The sequence below is a fragment of the Streptomyces africanus genome (assembly GCF_030816955.1).
GTDB classification, from domain to species: Bacteria; Actinomycetota; Actinomycetes; order Streptomycetales; family Streptomycetaceae; genus Streptomyces; species Streptomyces africanus.
Window position 1 is genome coordinate 7,173,196 of record NZ_JAUSYP010000001.1, and the last position, 17,429, is coordinate 7,190,624.

The 17,429-nt window shown below is 70.9% G+C and carries 13 protein-coding genes; 8 read left to right on the plus strand and 5 right to left on the minus strand.

From position 1 onward, the window contains the following. Window positions 1–96: 96 nt before the first annotated feature. Complete coding sequence (locus QF034_RS32990) at window positions 97–1,164, minus strand: LacI family DNA-binding transcriptional regulator (RefSeq protein ID WP_370880900.1); 1,068 nt, start codon at window positions 1,162–1,164, stop codon at window positions 97–99. Between the two features lie 286 nt (window positions 1,165–1,450). Here QF034_RS32990 and QF034_RS32995 point away from each other — a divergent pair, with 286 nt between their 5' ends. From QF034_RS32995 to pntB, 8 genes are all read left to right on the plus strand, one after another. Next, a complete protein-coding gene (locus QF034_RS32995) occupies window positions 1,451–2,755 on the plus strand; it encodes an ABC transporter substrate-binding protein (RefSeq protein ID WP_307178349.1) in 1,305 nt (434 codons plus the stop codon). Further along, entirely contained in the window at window positions 2,752–3,714 is a 963-nt protein-coding gene (locus QF034_RS33000; protein ID WP_307178350.1) for a carbohydrate ABC transporter permease, read from the plus strand. Before QF034_RS32995 ends, QF034_RS33000 begins: the two co-directional genes overlap by 4 nt. Then, entirely contained in the window at window positions 3,711–4,544 is an 834-nt protein-coding gene (locus tag QF034_RS33005) for a carbohydrate ABC transporter permease (protein ID WP_307178351.1), read from the plus strand. Before QF034_RS33000 ends, QF034_RS33005 begins: the two co-directional genes overlap by 4 nt. Before the next feature lie 24 nt (window positions 4,545–4,568). After that, window positions 4,569–6,221 carry a glycoside hydrolase family 13 protein gene (locus tag QF034_RS33010; RefSeq protein ID WP_307178352.1) on the plus strand — a complete coding sequence of 551 codons (1,653 nt, stop codon included), beginning with the start codon at window positions 4,569–4,571 and terminating at the stop codon, window positions 6,219–6,221. A gap of 9 nt (window positions 6,222–6,230) precedes the next feature. Further along, the gene (locus tag QF034_RS33015; protein WP_307178353.1) at window positions 6,231–7,058 is read left to right on the plus strand and encodes an AraC family transcriptional regulator; all 828 of its coding nucleotides are present in this window, start codon (window positions 6,231–6,233) and stop codon (window positions 7,056–7,058) included. 65 nt (window positions 7,059–7,123) lie between these two features. Then, the gene (locus QF034_RS33020) at window positions 7,124–7,609 is read left to right on the plus strand and encodes a VOC family protein (RefSeq protein WP_307178354.1); all 486 of its coding nucleotides are present in this window, start codon (window positions 7,124–7,126) and stop codon (window positions 7,607–7,609) included. Between the two features lie 109 nt (window positions 7,610–7,718). Next, the gene (locus tag QF034_RS33025) at window positions 7,719–9,278 is read left to right on the plus strand and encodes a Re/Si-specific NAD(P)(+) transhydrogenase subunit alpha (protein ID WP_307178355.1); all 1,560 of its coding nucleotides are present in this window, start codon (window positions 7,719–7,721) and stop codon (window positions 9,276–9,278) included. A gap of 6 nt (window positions 9,279–9,284) precedes the next feature. Then, a complete protein-coding gene (gene pntB, locus QF034_RS33030) occupies window positions 9,285–10,718 on the plus strand; it encodes a Re/Si-specific NAD(P)(+) transhydrogenase subunit beta (protein ID WP_307178356.1) in 1,434 nt (477 codons plus the stop codon). A 112-nt stretch (window positions 10,719–10,830) separates the two neighbouring features. Here pntB and argG read toward each other — a convergent pair whose 3' ends face one another. The 4 genes from argG to QF034_RS33050 all read right to left on the minus strand — a co-directional run bounded on the left by argG (window position 10,831) and on the right by QF034_RS33050 (window position 17,348). Next, window positions 10,831–12,285, minus strand: a complete 1,455-nt coding sequence (gene argG, locus QF034_RS33035) for an argininosuccinate synthase (protein ID WP_307178357.1) — start codon at window positions 12,283–12,285, stop codon at window positions 10,831–10,833. 73 nt (window positions 12,286–12,358) lie between these two features. Continuing rightward, on the minus strand, window positions 12,359–13,351 hold the full coding sequence (gene meaB / locus QF034_RS33040) for a methylmalonyl Co-A mutase-associated GTPase MeaB (protein WP_307178358.1): 993 nt from the start codon (window positions 13,349–13,351) through the stop codon (window positions 12,359–12,361). Continuing rightward, a complete protein-coding gene (gene scpA, locus QF034_RS33045; protein WP_307178359.1) occupies window positions 13,348–15,540 on the minus strand; it encodes a methylmalonyl-CoA mutase in 2,193 nt (730 codons plus the stop codon). Before scpA ends, meaB begins: the two co-directional genes overlap by 4 nt. After that, the gene (locus tag QF034_RS33050; protein WP_307178360.1) at window positions 15,540–17,348 is read right to left on the minus strand and encodes a methylmalonyl-CoA mutase family protein; all 1,809 of its coding nucleotides are present in this window, start codon (window positions 17,346–17,348) and stop codon (window positions 15,540–15,542) included. Before QF034_RS33050 ends, scpA begins: the two co-directional genes overlap by 1 nt. Window positions 17,349–17,429: the final 81 nt, after the last annotated feature.

The window sequence follows — 17,429 nt, forward strand, 5'->3', positions numbered from 1 at the left end:
GATGCACCGGCGGTGTTCTGTCCGGTGCCCACCCAACTGCCCTCGTCCTCGGCCGAGTCCAGGTCCGGGGCGTCCGGCGCCGCACGGCGATTTCCGTCACCCCAACGGCAGTTGGGGCATCCCCTCATGCGCCCTCCGAGGCGCGGGAGGCGGGGCGGTGGTCGTCCGGGGGATCACCTGGGTGGGCAGCACGACGTGCCGTTCGCGGTCGCCGCCGGGGTCGTTGACGAGTGACAGCGCGAGCGCGCCGGCCTCCCGGCCGATGGCCGAGGGCGACTGGGCCACGGTCGTCAGATCGAACCACCGGGCCACCGGCTGGTCGTCGAAGCCGACCACGGACACCTGCCCGGGCACCTCGACGCGTGTCGCGCGCAGCGTCCAGATCACGGCGACGGCCACCTCGTCCTGCTCGGCGAAGACCGCGGTGGGCGGCTCCCGCAGCCCCAGCAGCCTGCCGACCGCCTCGGCGGCGCCCCGTTTGTCGCCCGCCGGGGTGGCGACCACCAGTTCGTCGTCCAGGGGCAGGCCCGCCTCGGCCAGCGCCTGCCGGTAACCGACCAGCCGCTCCTGCGAACTGAAGGAGAAGCCGCCCGTGCCCACCGTCCGTACGTGGGCGATCCGGCGGTGGCCGAGGTTGAGCAGATGCCGGGTGCCGCGCAGGGCGCCGGCGACGTCGTCGACGTAGACGCTGGGGCGTCCGTCGACGTGCTGGCTGACGTACACGACCGGCATGCCGAGGCCGTCCAGCCGGGCGGTCTCCTCCTGGGTGAGGTCGAAGGAGAACACCAGCAGCGCGTCCGCGTTGCGCCGCGCGGGGAGATGCTCGAAGAACGCCGTGCGCTCGGCCATGCCGGGGATCACATAGACCGTCAGTTCCATGCCGGCCGCCCGCAGGACGAGGGCGAGGCCCGACAGGGCCGCGCCCACGAACCACGAGCCGAGCGTGGGCACCAGCACCGCGATGGTGCGCGTCCTGCCGGTCACCAGGCTGGCGGCATGGCGCGAGACCGCGAAGTTCAGCTCCCGGGCGGCCTGTTCGACGCGGGCGCGGACCTCGGGCGAGACGCTGGACAGGCCGCGCAGGGTGCGCGAGACCGTGGAGGTGGAGACCCCGGCCCGTTCGGCGACGTCGGCCATCGTGGGGTGCCGCTGACCTGGTGGCATGCGCCGGACGCTAGCACAGGAACCCAGCGTCGCACGGCACTTGGTGACAGCGCTGTCTCACCTGATTCTTGCCTTCTTACCACGCCACTGCGCATTGACTTCCCGACCCGGCACTCCTAGCGTGCAAACGTTGTCTCGACAGGGTCGAAGTCGCCCCGGAGGGACGCCTCTTATCCGCTGTGAGCTGCGATTTTTATCGGCGGTATGCCGTGGCAACGCAATCCCATGACCAAAGCCATTCCGGGGGAAGAGACACGACTTCGGTCCATCACGACCAGGAGAGACAGTGAAGACCAGCACCGCCAGAGCGATTCAGTGTTCCGCAGCGCTCGCCGCCGCCGGACTCCTTCTCACCGCCTGCGGCTCGTCCGGCGGCAGCGGCTCCGGGCAGTCCACGCAGGCCGCGGCGGCGTCGTTCAAGGGCCGCGGCCCCATCACGTACGTCGCGGGCAAGGACACCACCGGCACCGTCCAGACGATCATCGACCGCTGGAACAAGGCACATCCCAAGGAGAAGGTCACCTTCATCCAGCTGCCGACGGACGCCGACTCGCAGCGCCAGCAGATGATCCAGAACGCGGAGACGAAGTCCGACGCCTACACGGTGCTCGCCACCGACGTCGTGTGGACGTCGGAGTTCGCCGCCCACCAGTGGATCGAGCCGCTGCCCGCGAACCAGTTCCCGCTCGGCAAGATGCTCCAGCCGGTCGTGCAGACCGGCCAGTACCGCGGCAGGCTCTACGCCGTCCCCGCCAGCTCCAACGGCGGCCTGCTGTTCTACCGCACCGACCTGCTGAAGAAGGCCGGCGTCAACCGGCCCCCCACCACGTGGGCCCAGATGACCGCCGACTGCGCCAAGGTGGAGAAGCTCCCCGAAGCCAAGAACATGTCCTGTTACGCCGGGCAGTTCCAGAAGTACGAGGGCCTCACGGTGAACTTCGCCGAGGCCGTGAACTCCGCCGGCGGCAAGATCGTCGATGCCGGCGGAAAGCCCGACGTCGACACCCCGCAGGCCAAGAAGGGCCTGGACTTCCTCGTCAAGTCCTTCAAGGACAAGACCATCCCCAAGGAGGCCATCACCTACCAGGAGGAGGACGGCCGCCAGGCGTTCCAGGCGGGCAAACTGATCTTCCTGAACAACTGGCCCTACGTGTACTCCCTGGCCCAGAAGAGCGCCGTCAAGGGCAAGTTCGCCGTCGCCCCCCTGCCCGGCCTGAACGGCCCCGGCGCCTCCAGCCTCGGCGGCTCGAACCTGGCCCTGTCGTCCTTCGCCAAGAACAAGGCCACGGCACTGGACTTCATGAAGTTCTTCACCGGCGAGGAGAGCGCGACCTACTTCCTCAAGAACGCCTCCCTCGCCCCGCCCTACGCCGACCTCTACGACAACGCGTCCCTGGACAAGCAGTATCCGTACCTGCCCGACCTGAAGCAGTCGATCACCAAGGCCGTGCCGCGCCCGCGCGTCGTGCAGTACGGGGACGTGACCGCCGCGGTCCAGAACGAGGTCTACGCGGCGCTCACCGGGAAGAAGAGCAGCGCACAGGCGCTGAAGGACCTCCAGGGGGACCTCCAGAAGCTGACGGCACAGTGAGGCCCCGGGCCACCGCGGGCACCGGCCGCCTGGCCGCGCTCCTGGTCTCCCCGACGCTGCTGGTGCTGACGGTCGTCGTGCTCTACCCGACCCTCATGGCACTCGACGAGTCCCTGTACGGGCCTAAGGGCCTGGACCCGAAGACCGGGTTCATCAGCGACACCGAGCCGTTCGTAGGGCTGAAGAACTACACCGACATCTTCACCCAGGCCGGCGACCGCTTCTGGAACGCCTTCTGGAACACCACCTTCTTCACCGTCGTCACGGTGTCGCTGGAGACCGTGATCGGCGTCGCCATGGCGCTGATCATGCACCGGGCCTTCAAGGGCCGGGCCGTGGTGCGGGCCGGCATCCTCGTCCCCTGGGCGATCCCCACGGCCATCTCCGGACTGCTCTGGAAGTGGATCTTCAACGCCGACGGGATCGCCAACGTCCTCCTCGGCCGTCAGGTCCTGTGGACCGCCGACGGCTTCTCCGCCAAGATCGCGGTCGTCATCGCCGACGTGTGGAAGACCGCTCCCTTCATCGGGCTGCTCGTCCTGGCCGGGCTCCAGGTGATCCCGAAGGAGGTCTACGAGGCGGCCCGGCTCGACGGGGCGAGCGCCCTCCAGCAGTTCTGGCGCATCACCCTGCCCTTGGTGAAGCCCGCGCTGCTGGTGGCGGTGCTGTTCCGCTGCCTGGACGCGCTGCGGATGTTCGACCTGCCCTACATCCTCATCGGCGCCCAGAAGGGCTCCGTGGAGACGCTGTCGATGCTCGCGCAGAACGAGGCGTCCAACGTCCGCTTCGGACCGGCCTCCGCCTACGCGGTCCTCCTCTTCCTCTACGTCTTCCTGATCGCGCTCGCCTTCGTCCGGTTGCTCGGCGCCGACCTGATCGGGGGCGCCGGCGGGACGAAGAAGCTCAAGGGCCGCGCGGTCAGGACGCCTCGCCGCCGCATAGGGGAGGTGACGGCATGACCCTCACGGCCAAGTGGCGGCAGTGGCTGCCCTATCTGGGCATCGCCGTGGTGGTGGCCTACTGTCTGGCCCCGTTCTACTGGATGCTGGTCTCCAGCCTCCGCGGCACCGGCGACATCTTCAGCACCTCGCTGTTCCCCTCGCGAGTGTCGTTCGAGAACTACCGGTCGGTGTTCAGCCCGGGCCAGGGCTTCACCAGGGCCCTGCTCAACAGCCTGGTCGTCGCCGGCATCACGACCGCGTTGTCGCTCCTCCTCGCCACGTTCACCGCCTACGCGATGGCCCGGCTGGAGTTCCGTTTCAAGCGGCTGATCCTCACGCTGATCATCGCCACCTCCATGTTCCCGGTGGTGTCGATCGTCGTGCCGCTGCTGAAGCTGTTCACCGACATCGGCTGGATCAACACCTACCAGTCCATGATCGTGCCCAGCATGTCCTTCACGCTGCCGCTGGCGGTGTGGAACCTCACCACGTTCTTCCGGCAGATGCCCGACGAGCTGGAACACGCCGCCATGGTCGACGGCTGCACCCGCGGCCAGGCCTTCCGCAAGGTCATCGTCCCCCTCGCCGCACCGGGCATCTTCACCACCGCGATCATCACCTTCATCGCCGCCTGGAACGAGTTCCTCATCGCCCTGTCGATGACCAACAAGCCGAGCATGCAGACCGCAACGGTCGCCATCTCCAAGTTCTCGGGAGCGACGACGTACCAGACGCCGTTCGGCAGTCAGATGGCCGCGGGCGTCGTGGTGACCATTCCCCTGGTCGTGATGGTGCTGCTGTTCCAGCGCCGTATCGTCGCCGGGCTCACGGCCGGCGCCGCGAAGTAACCCCCGTCTTCCACAAGGAGCCTTGTGTCCTTCACCGCACCCTGGTGGCGCAGTGCCGTCATCTACCAGGTCTACGTCCGCAGTTTCGCCGACGGGAACGGCGACGGCGTCGGCGACATCGCCGGTATCCGCTCCCGGCTGCCGTATCTGAAGTCCCTCGGCGTGGACGCCATCTGGATCAACCCCTGGTACAAGTCCCCGATGGCCGACCACGGTTACGACGTCGCCGACTTCCGCGCCATCGACCCCCGCTTCGGCACCCTCGCCGACGCCGAACTACTCATCACCGAAGCGCACCAGCACGGGATCCGCGTCATCCCCGACATCGTGCCCAACCACACCTCCGACCAGCACGCCTGGTTCCAGGCCGCGTTGACGGCCGGCCCCGGCAGTGCCGAACGCGAGCGCTACGTCTTCCGCCCCGGCCGCGGACCCGCCGGCACCCAGCCCCCGAACGACTGGGTCTCCTGCTTCGGCGGCCCGGCCTGGACCCGGCTGCCCGACGGCGACTGGTACCTGCACCTGTTCGCACCCCAGCAACCCGACCTCAACTGGCAACACCCCGAGGTGCGGGCCGAGTTCGAGTCGGTCCTGCGGTTCTGGTTCAGCCGGGGCGTCGACGGCTTCCGCATCGACGTCGCCCACGGCCTGATCAAACACCCGGAACTGCCCGACCTGCCGCCGAGCCGGGACGAGGCGCACGGGCCGGTCCGCCGGCACGTCGACCATCCGCACTGGGACCGCGACGAGGTGCACGAGATATACCGGGCCTGGCGCAAGGTCGCCGACGAGTTCCCCGGCGACCGCTCCTTCGTCGCCGAGGCCTGGGCCGACACACCGGAACGACTGGCGGCCTACGTCCGCCGGGACGGCCTCCACACCGCCTTCAACTTCGACTTCCTCATGTGCCGTTGGGACGCCAAGGACCTGCGCGGCGTCATCGACGACTCCCTCGCCATGCTCGGCGCGGTCGGCGCCCCTGCCACCTGGGTCCTGTCCAACCACGACGTCATGCGCCACCCCAGCCGCTACGGCCGTACCGCCGTGCAGAACTGGATCGTCAACGCGCGGTTCGAACCCGACAGCGCCCTGGATCTCGACCTGGGCACCCGTCGCGCCCGGGCCGCGGCCCTGCTGATGCTCGCCCTGCCCGGCGGCGCCTACGTCTACCAGGGCGAGGAACTCGGCCTCCCCGAGGTCGAGGACCTGCCCGAATCCGCCCTCCAGGACCCGATCTGGGAACGCTCGGGCCACACCGACCGCGGCCGTGACGGCTGCCGCGTCCCGATCCCCTGGTCGGGCCGGACGGCCCCCTACGGCTTCAGCCCCGACGGCACCACCGCCGAGCCCTGGCTGCCCCAACCCGCCGACTGGGCCGGACTGAGCGTCGAGGCCCAGACCGGCGACCCGGACTCCATGCTGGAGCTCTACCGCACCGCCCTGCGCATCCGCCGCGAACACCCCGCCCTCGGCGACGGCACGATCACCTGGCTGGACGCCCCCGAGGGGGTGCTGTCCTTCAGCCGCGAGCCGGGCTTCGCATGCCTGGTCAACCTCTCCGCCGAGCCCTACGAGCTGCCCGCACACTCCCGACTCCTCCTGACCAGCGGCCCGCTTGAGGACGGCCGGCTGGGACCCGACCAGGCGGTGTGGCTGACGGTGCAGCGGGGATCCTAGGCTGGGCCCATGGCTCGCACGGCGGAGGAGATCCCCGTCTCGCTCACGGTCCGGCCGTCGGCGCCGGCGCTCCGGCCGCTGATCGGTGCGCTCGGCCATGCCGAGGGCCGGTACGCGCACTCCGCCGAGCTGTCCCTGCCGACGGGCGGGGCACAGCTGCTGGTGAACCTCGACGGGGACACCCTGGGCTCGTCGGACCGGCGGACCCGGGGAGCGGCTCTCCAGGGGCCGTACACGGAGCCGGCGGTCATCGACCCGGCGCAGCAGCGTGCCGTCGTATGGGTGGCTTTCCGTCCTGCGGGGGCGTATCCGTTCCTCACCGCCCCGGTCAGCGCCGTCCGCGATCGGCTAGTCGGGCTCGACGAGCTGTGGGGCACGGACGGTGCGGTGCTGCGCGAGCGGCTGCTGGAGGCCATGGCCGCCGGTGGCCCGCAGGCGAGTCTGCGGGAGCTGGAGACGGTCCTGCTGCGGCGGGCGGGAGGTCCCCTGGAGCCCGACCCGGCGGTCCGTCTCGCCGCGGCGCTGCTGGACCGCGGAACGCCCGTGGGCGAGGTCGCCGACCGGCTCGGCTGGACCTCCCGGCGGCTGGCCCGCAGGTGCGCCGAACAGCTGGGGCTCCCGCCGAAACGGTATGCGCGGGTGCGGCGCTTCCAGCGGCTGCTGGGCCGTGTGAACGCCGGGCCGGGGGAGCCGGAGTGGGCGCTCCTGGCCGCGGAGTGCGGCTATCACGACCAGGCGCATCTGATCCACGAGTTCCGCGCGCTCGCCGGGATCACCCCGACCGCGTACGCGCCGCGCTCGCCCCGGCAGCGCAACCACGTTCCGCTCGGCGGATGAGGGGTCCTGCCCGGCCGGCCGTTTTCTACAATCCACGGCCGCCCCGGACCGGCGATCGTGGAGACATGACGAACGCAACCGACAAACCGGCCTTCACCCGGCTCTACGCCCGGCTCGTGGTCTCCGACGGTCCCCGGGCGATCGACTTCTACCGGACCGCGCTCGGCGCCGAGGAGATCGAGCGGTACACCGGCCCCGAGGGGAAGATCGTCCACGCCATGCTGCGGCTGGGCGACGCGGTGATCGCGGTCAAGGACGCCGACGAGAACGACCCGGCGCCCGGCTCGCTCGGCGGCAGCCCGGTGATCATGGCCCTGGACGTGTCCGACGCGGACGCCGTGGCCGAGGCCATGCTGCACGGCGGGGCGAGCGTGGTGTACCCCGTCGCCGACCAGCACTACGGGCAGCGCGGCGGCCGTCTCGCCGATCCGTTCGGCCATCTCTGGATGATCTCCCAGACGATCGAGGAGCTGACCCCGGAGGAGATCCAGCGGCGCACGACCGACCTGATACCCCCGAAAGCGTCTCCCGGCAACCCCTCGGCGGTGTGAGGACGACCTCGTCGGCCATGTGACCACGGCCCGCCGCGGACACGGCGTCGAACGTGCAGGATGCGGGCACCAAGGAGGACAGACACCCCCGACGACGGAGAGGCAGACGATGGCCCCAGCGGAACCGGAACCCCAGCGGATCGGCATACCCGCCGAGTCCACTGCGGGCGAGACCAGGGTGGCGGCGACGCCGGCCACCGTGGGAAGACTTGCCGCGCTCGGCTACGAGGTGGTGGTCGAACCGGGGGCGGGAGCCTCGTCCCGCTTCTCCGACGCGGCCTACGAGGAGGCCGGCGCCAGGCTCGGCGACCCGTGGCAGGCGGAGATCGTGCTCAAGGTGAACGGCCCCTCCAGCGAGGAGATCGGCCGGCTGCGGGACGGGGCGACGCTGATCGCCCTCATCGGTCCCGCGCTGCACCCGGAACTGGTCGACGAACTGGCGCGGCGCCCGGTCACCGTGCTCGCCATGGACGCCGTGCCGCGCATCTCGCGCGCCCAGTCCCTGGACGTGCTCAGCTCGATGGCGAACATCGCCGGATACCGGGCCGTGGTCGAGGCCGCGCACGCCTTCGGCCGGTTCTTCACCGGCCAGGTGACCGCCGCCGGCAAGGTGCCGCCCGCCAAGGTGCTGGTGGCCGGCGCGGGGGTGGCCGGACTCGCCGCGATCGGCGCGGCCCGCAGCCTCGGCGCCGTGGTCCGCGCCACCGACCCCCGGCCCGAGGTCGCCGAGCAGGTCCGCTCGCTGGGCGGGGAGTTCCTGACGGTGGGCGTCGAGCAGGAGGTGAGCACCGACGGCTACGCGAGGGCCACCTCGGAGGACTACGACCGGCTCGCCGCGCAGCTGTACGCGGAGCAGGCCGCCGACGTCGACATCATCATCACCACCGCGCTCATCCCGGGCCGCCCGGCGCCGAGGCTGGTCACCGCCGAGGACGTCGCACGGATGAAGCCCGGCAGCGTGATCGTCGACATGGCCGCGGCCCAGGGCGGCAACGTCGAGGGCACGGTCGCCGGCAAGGCCGTCGTCACCGACAACGACGTGACGATCATCGGCTACACCGACCTGCCCGGCAGGCTCCCCGCCCAGGCTTCCCAGCTGTACGGCACCAACGTCGTCAACCTGATGAAGCTGCTCACCCCGGGCAAGGACGGCCGGCTCGTCCTGGACTTCGACGACGTGGTGCAGCGGTCGATGACCGTGGTCCGCGACGGCGAGAAGACCTGGCCGCCGCCCCCGGTCCAGGTGTCCGCCGCACCCGCGCCCGTCCCCGCCGCCGGCCCGGAACCGGCCGCGCCCGCCACGCCGCAGGCGAAGCCCGCACGCCCCGCGTGGTCCTCGTACGCCCTCGTCGGCGCCGGGGCGCTCGCACTGTTCCTGGTGACGGCCTTCTCGCCGAGCGAACTCATCGGCCACTTCACGGTGTTCGTGCTGGCGATCGTCATCGGCTTCTACGTCATCGGCAACGTGCACCACGCGCTGCACACCCCGCTGATGTCGGTCACCAACGCCATCTCCGGGATCGTCGTGGTCGGCGCGCTGCTCCAGATCGGGCACGGGGACACCGCCGTCACCGTGCTGTCGTTCGCCGCGATCCTGCTGGCGAGCATCAACATCTTCGGCGGATTCGCCGTCACCCGCCGCATGCTCGGCATGTTCTCGAAGGGCTGATCACGGATGACCACAGTCACGGCCTCAGAAGCCGCCTACGTCGTCGCCGCGCTGCTGTTCATCCTCAGCCTCGCCGGGCTCTCGCAGCACCGGACCTCCCGTTCGGGAGTCGTCTGGGGCATCGCCGGCATGGTCGTCGCGCTGGCCGCCACCGTCGGCCTCGCGTCGAAGGACATCACCGCCACCGGTCTCGTGCTGATCGCCCTCGCCACCGCCATCGGCGCGGGCATCGGACTGTGGCGGGCCCGGGTGGTCGAGATGACCGGCATGCCCGAGCTGATCGCCATCATGCACAGCCTCGTCGGCCTCGCCGCCGCGTTCGTCGGCTGGAACGGCTACCTCGACGTCGACGCCGAGCTCAGCGGGTCGCTGCTCGGCATCCACCACGCCGAGGTGTTCATCGGGGTGTTCATCGGCGCCGTCACCTTCACGGGTTCCGTCGTCGCGTACCTGAAGCTCTCGGCACGCATCGACTCCCGCCCGCTGACGCTGCCCGGCAAGCACGTCCTGAACATCGGGGCCCTGGTCGCCTTCGTCGGGCTCACCGTCGCGTTCGTGGCACGCCCGAACCTGGGTCTCCTCATCGCGGTCACCGTCATCGCCCTCGCCCTGGGCGCGCACCTGGTCGCCTCCATCGGCGGCGGGGACATGCCGGTGGTCGTCTCCATGCTCAACAGCTACTCCGGCTGGGCCGCCGCCGCCTCGGGCTTCCTGCTCGCCAACAACCTGCTGATCGTCACCGGCGCGCTGGTCGGCTCCTCCGGTGCCTATCTGTCGTACATCATGTGCAAGGCGATGAACCGCTCCTTCATCTCGGTGATCGCGGGCGGCTTCGGCACCCCGGCGGCAGCGGCCGACGACGGGGAGCAGGGGGAGCACCGGGAGATCAGCGCGGAGGAGACCGCGGAGCTCCTGCGCGACGCCTCCTCGGTGATCATCACGCCGGGCTACGGCATGGCGGTCGCCCAGGCCCAGTACCCGGTCGCCGAGCTGGCGCGCAAGCTGCGCGAGCGGGGCGTCGAGGTGCGCTTCGGCATCCACCCCGTCGCCGGCCGGCTGCCCGGGCACATGAACGTGCTGCTCGCCGAGGCGAACGTGCCGTACGACATCGTCCTGGAAATGGACGAGATCAACGACGACTTCGCCGCCACCTCGGTCGTCCTGGTCATCGGCGCCAACGACACGGTCAACCCGGCCGCCACCGACAACCCGGCCAGCCCCATCGCCGGCATGCCGGTGCTGCACGTGTGGGAGGCGGCCAACGTGGTCGTCTTCAAGCGGTCGATGGCCGCCGGGTACGCGGGTGTGCAGAACCCGCTGTTCTTCCGGGAGAACAGCCAGATGCTCTTCGGCGACGCCAAGCAGCGCGTGGAGGACATCCTGCGCAGCCTCGACGCCCTCGACACGCCGGTGAAGGAGATGGCCGGGACCACGCGCTGAAGGGCGGCCGGTCCGTACCAGCCCTGGAGGGCGGACAAAGGGCAGGCCCGGCACTGTGGGTGCCGGGCCTGCCTTGTCTTCGAGGCCCCGTCTCGCGGGGCACCCGAGCCGATCAGTCCGTGCCGGAGTCCATCGCGGCGCGGTCCAGCCACGCGTCCTCGTCGGAGACCTCGCCGCGGGAGGCGATGGCCTCGGCGCCGCCCTGCGGCAGCTCCGGCATGCTGGCGATCAGCCCGGTCGCGGCCGCCTGGGAGGCGCCGATGGTCGGGCTGCCGGTGCCGATCAGACCGATGCCGGCGTACTGCTCCAGCTTGGCGCGGGAGTCGGCGATGTCCAGGTTGCGCATGGTGAGCTGGCCGATCCGGTCCACCGGGCCGAACGCGGAGTCCTCGGTGCGCTCCATCGACAGCTTGTCCGGGTGGTAGCTGAAGGCCGGGCCGGTCGTGTCGAGGATCGAGTAGTCCTCACCGCGCCGCAGCCGCAGCGTCACCTCGCCGGTGACGGCGGCGCCCACCCAGCGCTGGAGCGACTCGCGGATCATCAGCGCCTGCGGGTCCAGCCAGCGGCCCTCGTACATCAGCCGGCCGAGCCGCCGTCCCTCGGTGTGGTACTGGGCGAGGGTGTCCTCGTTGTGGATCGCGTTGACCAGCCGCTCGTACGCGGCGTGTAGCAGGGCCATGCCCGGGGCCTCGTAGATGCCGCGGCTCTTGGCCTCGATGATCCGGTTCTCGATCTGGTCCGACATGCCGAGGCCGTGCCGGCCGCCGATGGCGTTGGCCTCCATGACCAGGTCGACGGGGGAGGAGAACTCCTTGCCGTTGATCGTCACGGGACGGCCCTGCTCGAAGCCGATCGTCACGTCCTCGGTGGCGATCTCGACCTCGGGGTCCCAGAACTTCACGCCCATGATCGGCTCGACGGTCTCGACGCCGGTGTCCAGGTGCTCCAGGGTCTTGGCCTCGTGCGTGGCGCCCCAGATGTTGGCGTCGGTGGAGTACGCCTTCTCCGTGCTGTCGCGGTAGGGCAGCCCGTGGGCGACCAGCCACTCCGACATCTCCTTGCGGCCGCCGAGCTCCGTCACGAACGCCGCGTCCAGCCAGGGCTTGTAGATCCGCAGGTGCGGGTTGGCGAGCAGGCCGTAGCGGTAGAACCGCTCGATGTCGTTGCCCTTGAAGGTCGAGCCGTCGCCCCAGATCTGGACGTTGTCCTCGAGCATCGCCCGGACCAGCAGCGTGCCGGTGACGGCGCGGCCGAGCGGCGTGGTGTTGAAGTACGCCCGCCCGCCCGAGCGGATGTGGAACGCCCCGCAGGTCAGCGCGGCCAGGCCCTCCTCGACCAGCGCGGCACGGCAGTCGACCAGACGCGCGATCTCGGCCCCGTAGGTCTTCGCACGGCCGGGCACCGACGCGATGTCGGGCTCGTCGTACTGGCCGATGTCGGCGGTGTAGGTGCACGGGACGGCGCCCTTGTCGCGCATCCACGCGACCGCGACGGAGGTGTCGAGACCGCCCGAGAAGGCGATGCCGACGCGCTCGCCGGCGGGCAGGGAGGTGAGGACCTTGGACATAGAAAGAGTATGTATCACTTTGCATAGTCATGCAAGCCGGGTATGCGAATCCGCCGTTCCGGTGGCTTCCGGTTCAGGAATCCACTGCCTCGGAGCCGCCGAGCGCACCCAGGATCCGCTCCGCCGCCAGCGTCGGCGTCAGCTCGCCCTCCCTGACCCGCTGCTCCAACAGCGGAGCCAGCGCCCGCACCGCCGGGTCGGCGTGCAGGCGCCCGAGGAGTTCGTCGCGGACCATGGTCCAGGTCCAGTCGACCTGCTGGTCACGGCGCTTGGCGGTGAGGCGGCCGGTCGAGTCCAGCAGCGTGCGGTGCTGTTCGAGGCGCTCCCACACCGTGTCCAGGCCGCTCGACTCCCGCGCGCTGCAGCTGAGCACGGGCGGGGTCCAGAACGCGTCCTTGCCGTGCATCAGCCGCAGCGCGCCGGCCAGCTCCCGCGCGGCGGCCCGGGCGTCCCGCTCGTGCGGCCCGTCCGCCTTGTTCACGGCGATCACGTCGGCCAGTTCCAGGACGCCCTTCTTGATGCCCTGGAGCTGGTCGCCCGTGCGGGCGAGGGTGAGCAGCAGGAAGGAGTCGACCATGTTCGCGACCGCGGTCTCGGACTGGCCGACGCCGACCGTCTCCACCAGGACCACGTCGTAGCCCGCCGCCTCCATCACCACGATCGACTCACGCGTCGCCTTGGCGACCCCGCCCAGTGTGCCCGCGGTGGGGGAGGGGCGGACGAACGCCGCCGGGTCCACCGCCAGCCGTTCCATGCGCGTCTTGTCGCCGAGGATCGAGCCGCCGGTCCGGCTGGAGGACGGGTCGACGGCGAGCACCGCCACCCGGTGCCCGAGCCCCGTCAGCATCGAGCCGAACGCGTCGATGAACGTCGACTTGCCCACGCCCGGCACCCCGCTGACCCCGATCCGCCGGGCCCTGCCGCTGTGCGGCAGCAGCGCGGTCAGCAACTCCTGGGCCAGCGCCCGGTGCTGGGGGCGGGTCGACTCGACGAGCGTGATGGCCCGTGCGATGATCGCCCGCTTCCCGTCGAGTACGCCCTTCACATACGCGTCGACGTCGATCACAGGTCGTGCCCGAGTCCGTCCGACAGTCGCTTCACCAGGTCGTACGCGGCGTCCGGGATCACCGTCCCCGGCGGGAAGACCGCCGCCGCGCCCATCTCCAGCAGCGTCGGCACGTCCTGCGGCGGGATCACCCCGCCGACCACGATCATGATGTCCTCGCGTCCCTCCTCGGCGAGCTGCTCGCGCAGCGCCGGGACGAGGGTGAGGTGACCGGCCGCCAGCGACGAGACACCGACGATGTGCACGTCCGCCTCGACGGCCTGCCGGGCCACCTCGGCGGGGGTCTGGAACAGCGGGCCGACGTCCACGTCGAAGCCGAGGTCGGCGAAGGCGGTCGCGATCACCTTCTGGCCGCGGTCGTGGCCGTCCTGGCCCATCTTCGCGACCAGGATGCGCGGGCGGCGGCCCTCGGCCTCCTCGAAGTCGGAGACCAGGGCTCGGGTGCGGTCCACGGACGGGGACTCCCCTGCTTCGTTGCGGTACACGCCGGAGATCGTACGGATCTGGCTCGCGTGCCGCCCGTACACCTTCTCCAGGGCGTCGGAGATCTCCCCGACGGTCGCCTTGGCGCGGGCCGCGTGCACCGCCAGCTCCAGCAGGTTGCCCTCGCCGGCGGCGGCCCGGGTCAGCGCCTCCAGCGCGTCCTGGCACGCCGTCTCGTCCCGTTCCGCCCGCAGCCGCCGCAGCTTCTCGATCTGCTGGGCGCGCACGGAGGAGTTGTCGACCTTGAGCACGTCGATCTGCTCGTCGCTGTCCACGCGGTACTTGTTGACGCCGATGACCGGCTGCCGGCCCGAGTCGATCCGGGCCTGGGTGCGGGCCGCGGCCTCCTCGATGCGCAGCTTGGGGATGCCCGCGTCGATGGCCTTGGCCATGCCGCCCGCGGCCTCGACCTCCTGAATGTGCTGCCAGGCCCGCCGGGCGAGGTCGTACGTCAGCCGCTCGACGTAGGCGCTGCCGCCCCACGGGTCGATCACGCGGGTCGTGCCGGACTCCTGCTGGAGCAGCAGCTGCGTGTTGCGGGCGATGCGCGCCGAGAAGTCGGTGGGCAGGGCCAGGGCCTCGTCGAGGGCGTTGGTGTGCAGCGACTGCGTGTGCCCCTGCGTGGCCGCCATCGCCTCGACGCAGGTGCGCGTCACGTTGTTGAACACGTCCTGCGCGGTGAGCGACCAGCCCGAGGTCTGCGAATGCGTGCGCAGGGACAGGGACTTGGCGTTCTTCGGGTCGAACTGCTTCACCAGCTTCGCCCACAGCAGGCGCGCCGCCCGCAGCTTGGCGACCTCCATGAAGAAGTTCATGCCGATCGCCCAGAAGAACGACAGCCGGGGCGCGAACGCGTCCACGTCCAGCCCGGCTTCACGGCCCGCCCGGATGTACTCCACGCCGTCCGCGAGCGTGTACGCCAGCTCCAGGTCGGCCGTCGCGCCCGCCTCCTGGATGTGGTAGCCGGAGATGGAGATGGAGTTGTAGCGCGGCATCCGCTGCGAGGTGAAGGCGAAGATGTCGGAGATGATCCGCATCGACGGCTTCGGCGGATAGATGTAGGTGTTGCGGACCATGAACTCCTTGAGGATGTCGTTCTGGATGGTCCCCGCCAGCATCGTAGGCGGTACGCCCTGCTCCTCCGCCGCCACGATGTACAGCGCCAGCACCGGCAGCACGGCGCCGTTCATCGTCATCGACACGGTCATCTTGTCCAGCGGGATGCCGTCGAACAGCTGCCGCATGTCGTAGATCGAGTCGATCGCCACGCCCGCCATGCCGACGTCACCGGTCACGCGCGGGTGGTCGCTGTCGTAACCCCGGTGCGTGGGCAGGTCGAAGGCGACCGACAGGCCCTTCTGCCCGGCCGCGAGGTTGCGCCGGTAGAAGGCGTTGGACTCCTCGGCCGTGGAGAAACCGGCGTACTGACGGATCGTCCAGGGCTGGTTGACGTACATCGTCGGGTACGGGCCGCGCAGATACGGCGCCGCGCCCGGATACGTGTCCAGGAAGTCCAGGCCCTCCAGGTCACGGCCGGTGTAGAGCGGCTTGACGGCGATGCCCTCCGGGGTCTCCCACAGCAGGTCGTCACCGCCGGAGGCGTTCTTGACCGCCGTACGCCACTCGTCGGGGCCGCCGCCGGAGGCCGGGGTCCCCAGCTCGATCCCGGAGAAGTCGGGGACGGAACGGTCCAAGGGGGCGGTCATCAGGAGACTCCCATGCGGTCGAGGGTCGCGGACAGCACGGCCACGGCGTCGCAGCCCGCGAAGACGTACGCGTCGACACCGGCGTACTGCCGGGGACGGCCCGCGAGGAACACATGCCGCGCGCCGGCGGCCTTCAGAGCCTCGGCGGTGGCCTCGGCCTGCTCCTCGTACAGCGCGTCGCTGGAGCAGAGCACGGCCTCCGTCGCGCCGCTGTCCTCGAAGGTGCCCTCGGTGACCGGCTCGATGCCGCCGGCCTGGAAGAGGTTCGACGCGAAGGTGAGGCGTGCGGTGTGGGCGGCGGCCGGGCCGATCGCGGCGAGGAAGATCCGGGGCCGGGAGCCGGTCGCGGCGAGATGGGCGTCGGAGCGGGCGCGCAGCGTCTCGAACGCCTCGTCGCGGCGCACGCGCGGCAGCCCGCCGGACGGCGGCTTCGGTGCGCTCTCGCGGACGACCGGCTTCTCCGCGAGATACGGGAACTCGCTGACGCCCGTGACGGGTTCGCGCCGCGTGGCCAGCTTCGCGGTGCGCGCCTGCCAGGTGTCGGCCAGGTCCTGTGCGAGGTCCCCCGACCGCAGGGCCGCCGCCTGGCCGCCGAGCCGCTCGATCCGACGGAAGAACTCCCAGCCCGCGTGGGCGAGTTCGTCCGTGAGCCGCTCCACGTACCAGGAGCCGCCCGCCGGGTCGATCACCCGGGACAGATGCGACTCCTCGATCAGGATCGTGGAGGTGTTGCGGGCGATACGGCGGGCGAACGCGTCCGGCAGGCCGAGGGCGTGGTCGAAGGGCAGCACGGTGACCGCGTCGGCGCCGCCCGCCCCGGCGGCCAGCGTGGCGATGGTCGTGCGCAGCATGTTCACCCACGGGTCGCGGCGCGTCATCATCACCGGGGACGTCACGACGTGCTGGCGCTGTGCCCCCGCGCGCGGCGCCCCGCAGACCTCGGCCACCCGCGCCCACAGCCGGCGCGCGGCCCGCAGCTTGGCGATCGTCAGGAACTGGTCGGCGGTCGCCGCGTACCGGAACTCCAGCTGCGCACAGGCCTGTTCGACGCTCAGCCCGGCCTCGGTGAGGTCCCGCAGATACGCCACTCCCGTGGCCAGCGAGCAGCCCAGCTCCTGGGCGGCCGAGCCGCCGGCCTCGTGGTACGGCAGAGCGTCCACGGTCAGCGCCCGCAGCCCCGCGTATCCCTCGGCGCACAGCCGGGCGAGTTCCGCCGCCGGAGCGACGTCACACCGCTGCCCGCTGCGGGCCTCCTGCCCCAGCGGATCCGCACCCAGATTGCCGCGCGCCGCCTCCGGGGCGACACCGCGCTCCTCGTACAGCCGCAGCAACTCCCGCGCGGCGGGACCCGGTTCACGCCCCGCGTCGAGGACGACGGGCGCGAGGTCGAGATAGACACCGTCGAGGACCCGGCCGAGCTCCGGCACCGGGATGCCGCCTTCTCCCACGGCCAGCCACAGGGAGGTGACGCCGTTCTCCAGGTCGGCGAGCACCGCGCCGTTGTCGGCCACCGTGTGCCGCTGCCGTACGTCCCAGCCGCCGAGCGTGTTCCCCTCGGCCCGGCCGCCCCGCACGAAGGGAGCGAAGCCGGGCAGGCCCGGCTCGGGCGCGGTGTCGTGCGCGGTGTAGAGAGGCCGGGTGCGCAGCCCGTCCTCCAGCGCGGTGGACAGGGCTTCCTCGGCCTCGGCGCCCTCCACTTCCTTGCCCGACTTGCGCAGCACACCCGCCACAAGGCGCTGCCACTGCTCATGGGGCACATCAGGGAAGTCGCCGGCCAGCTCGAGCCCGTCGTCAGGCAGGACCGTCATGCTCGGATGCTAGGACACGGACACAGAGGAGCAGCAGTGGGCAAGGCTGTGACCTTGCCCTCCCCGTTTCTGTGATCGCGA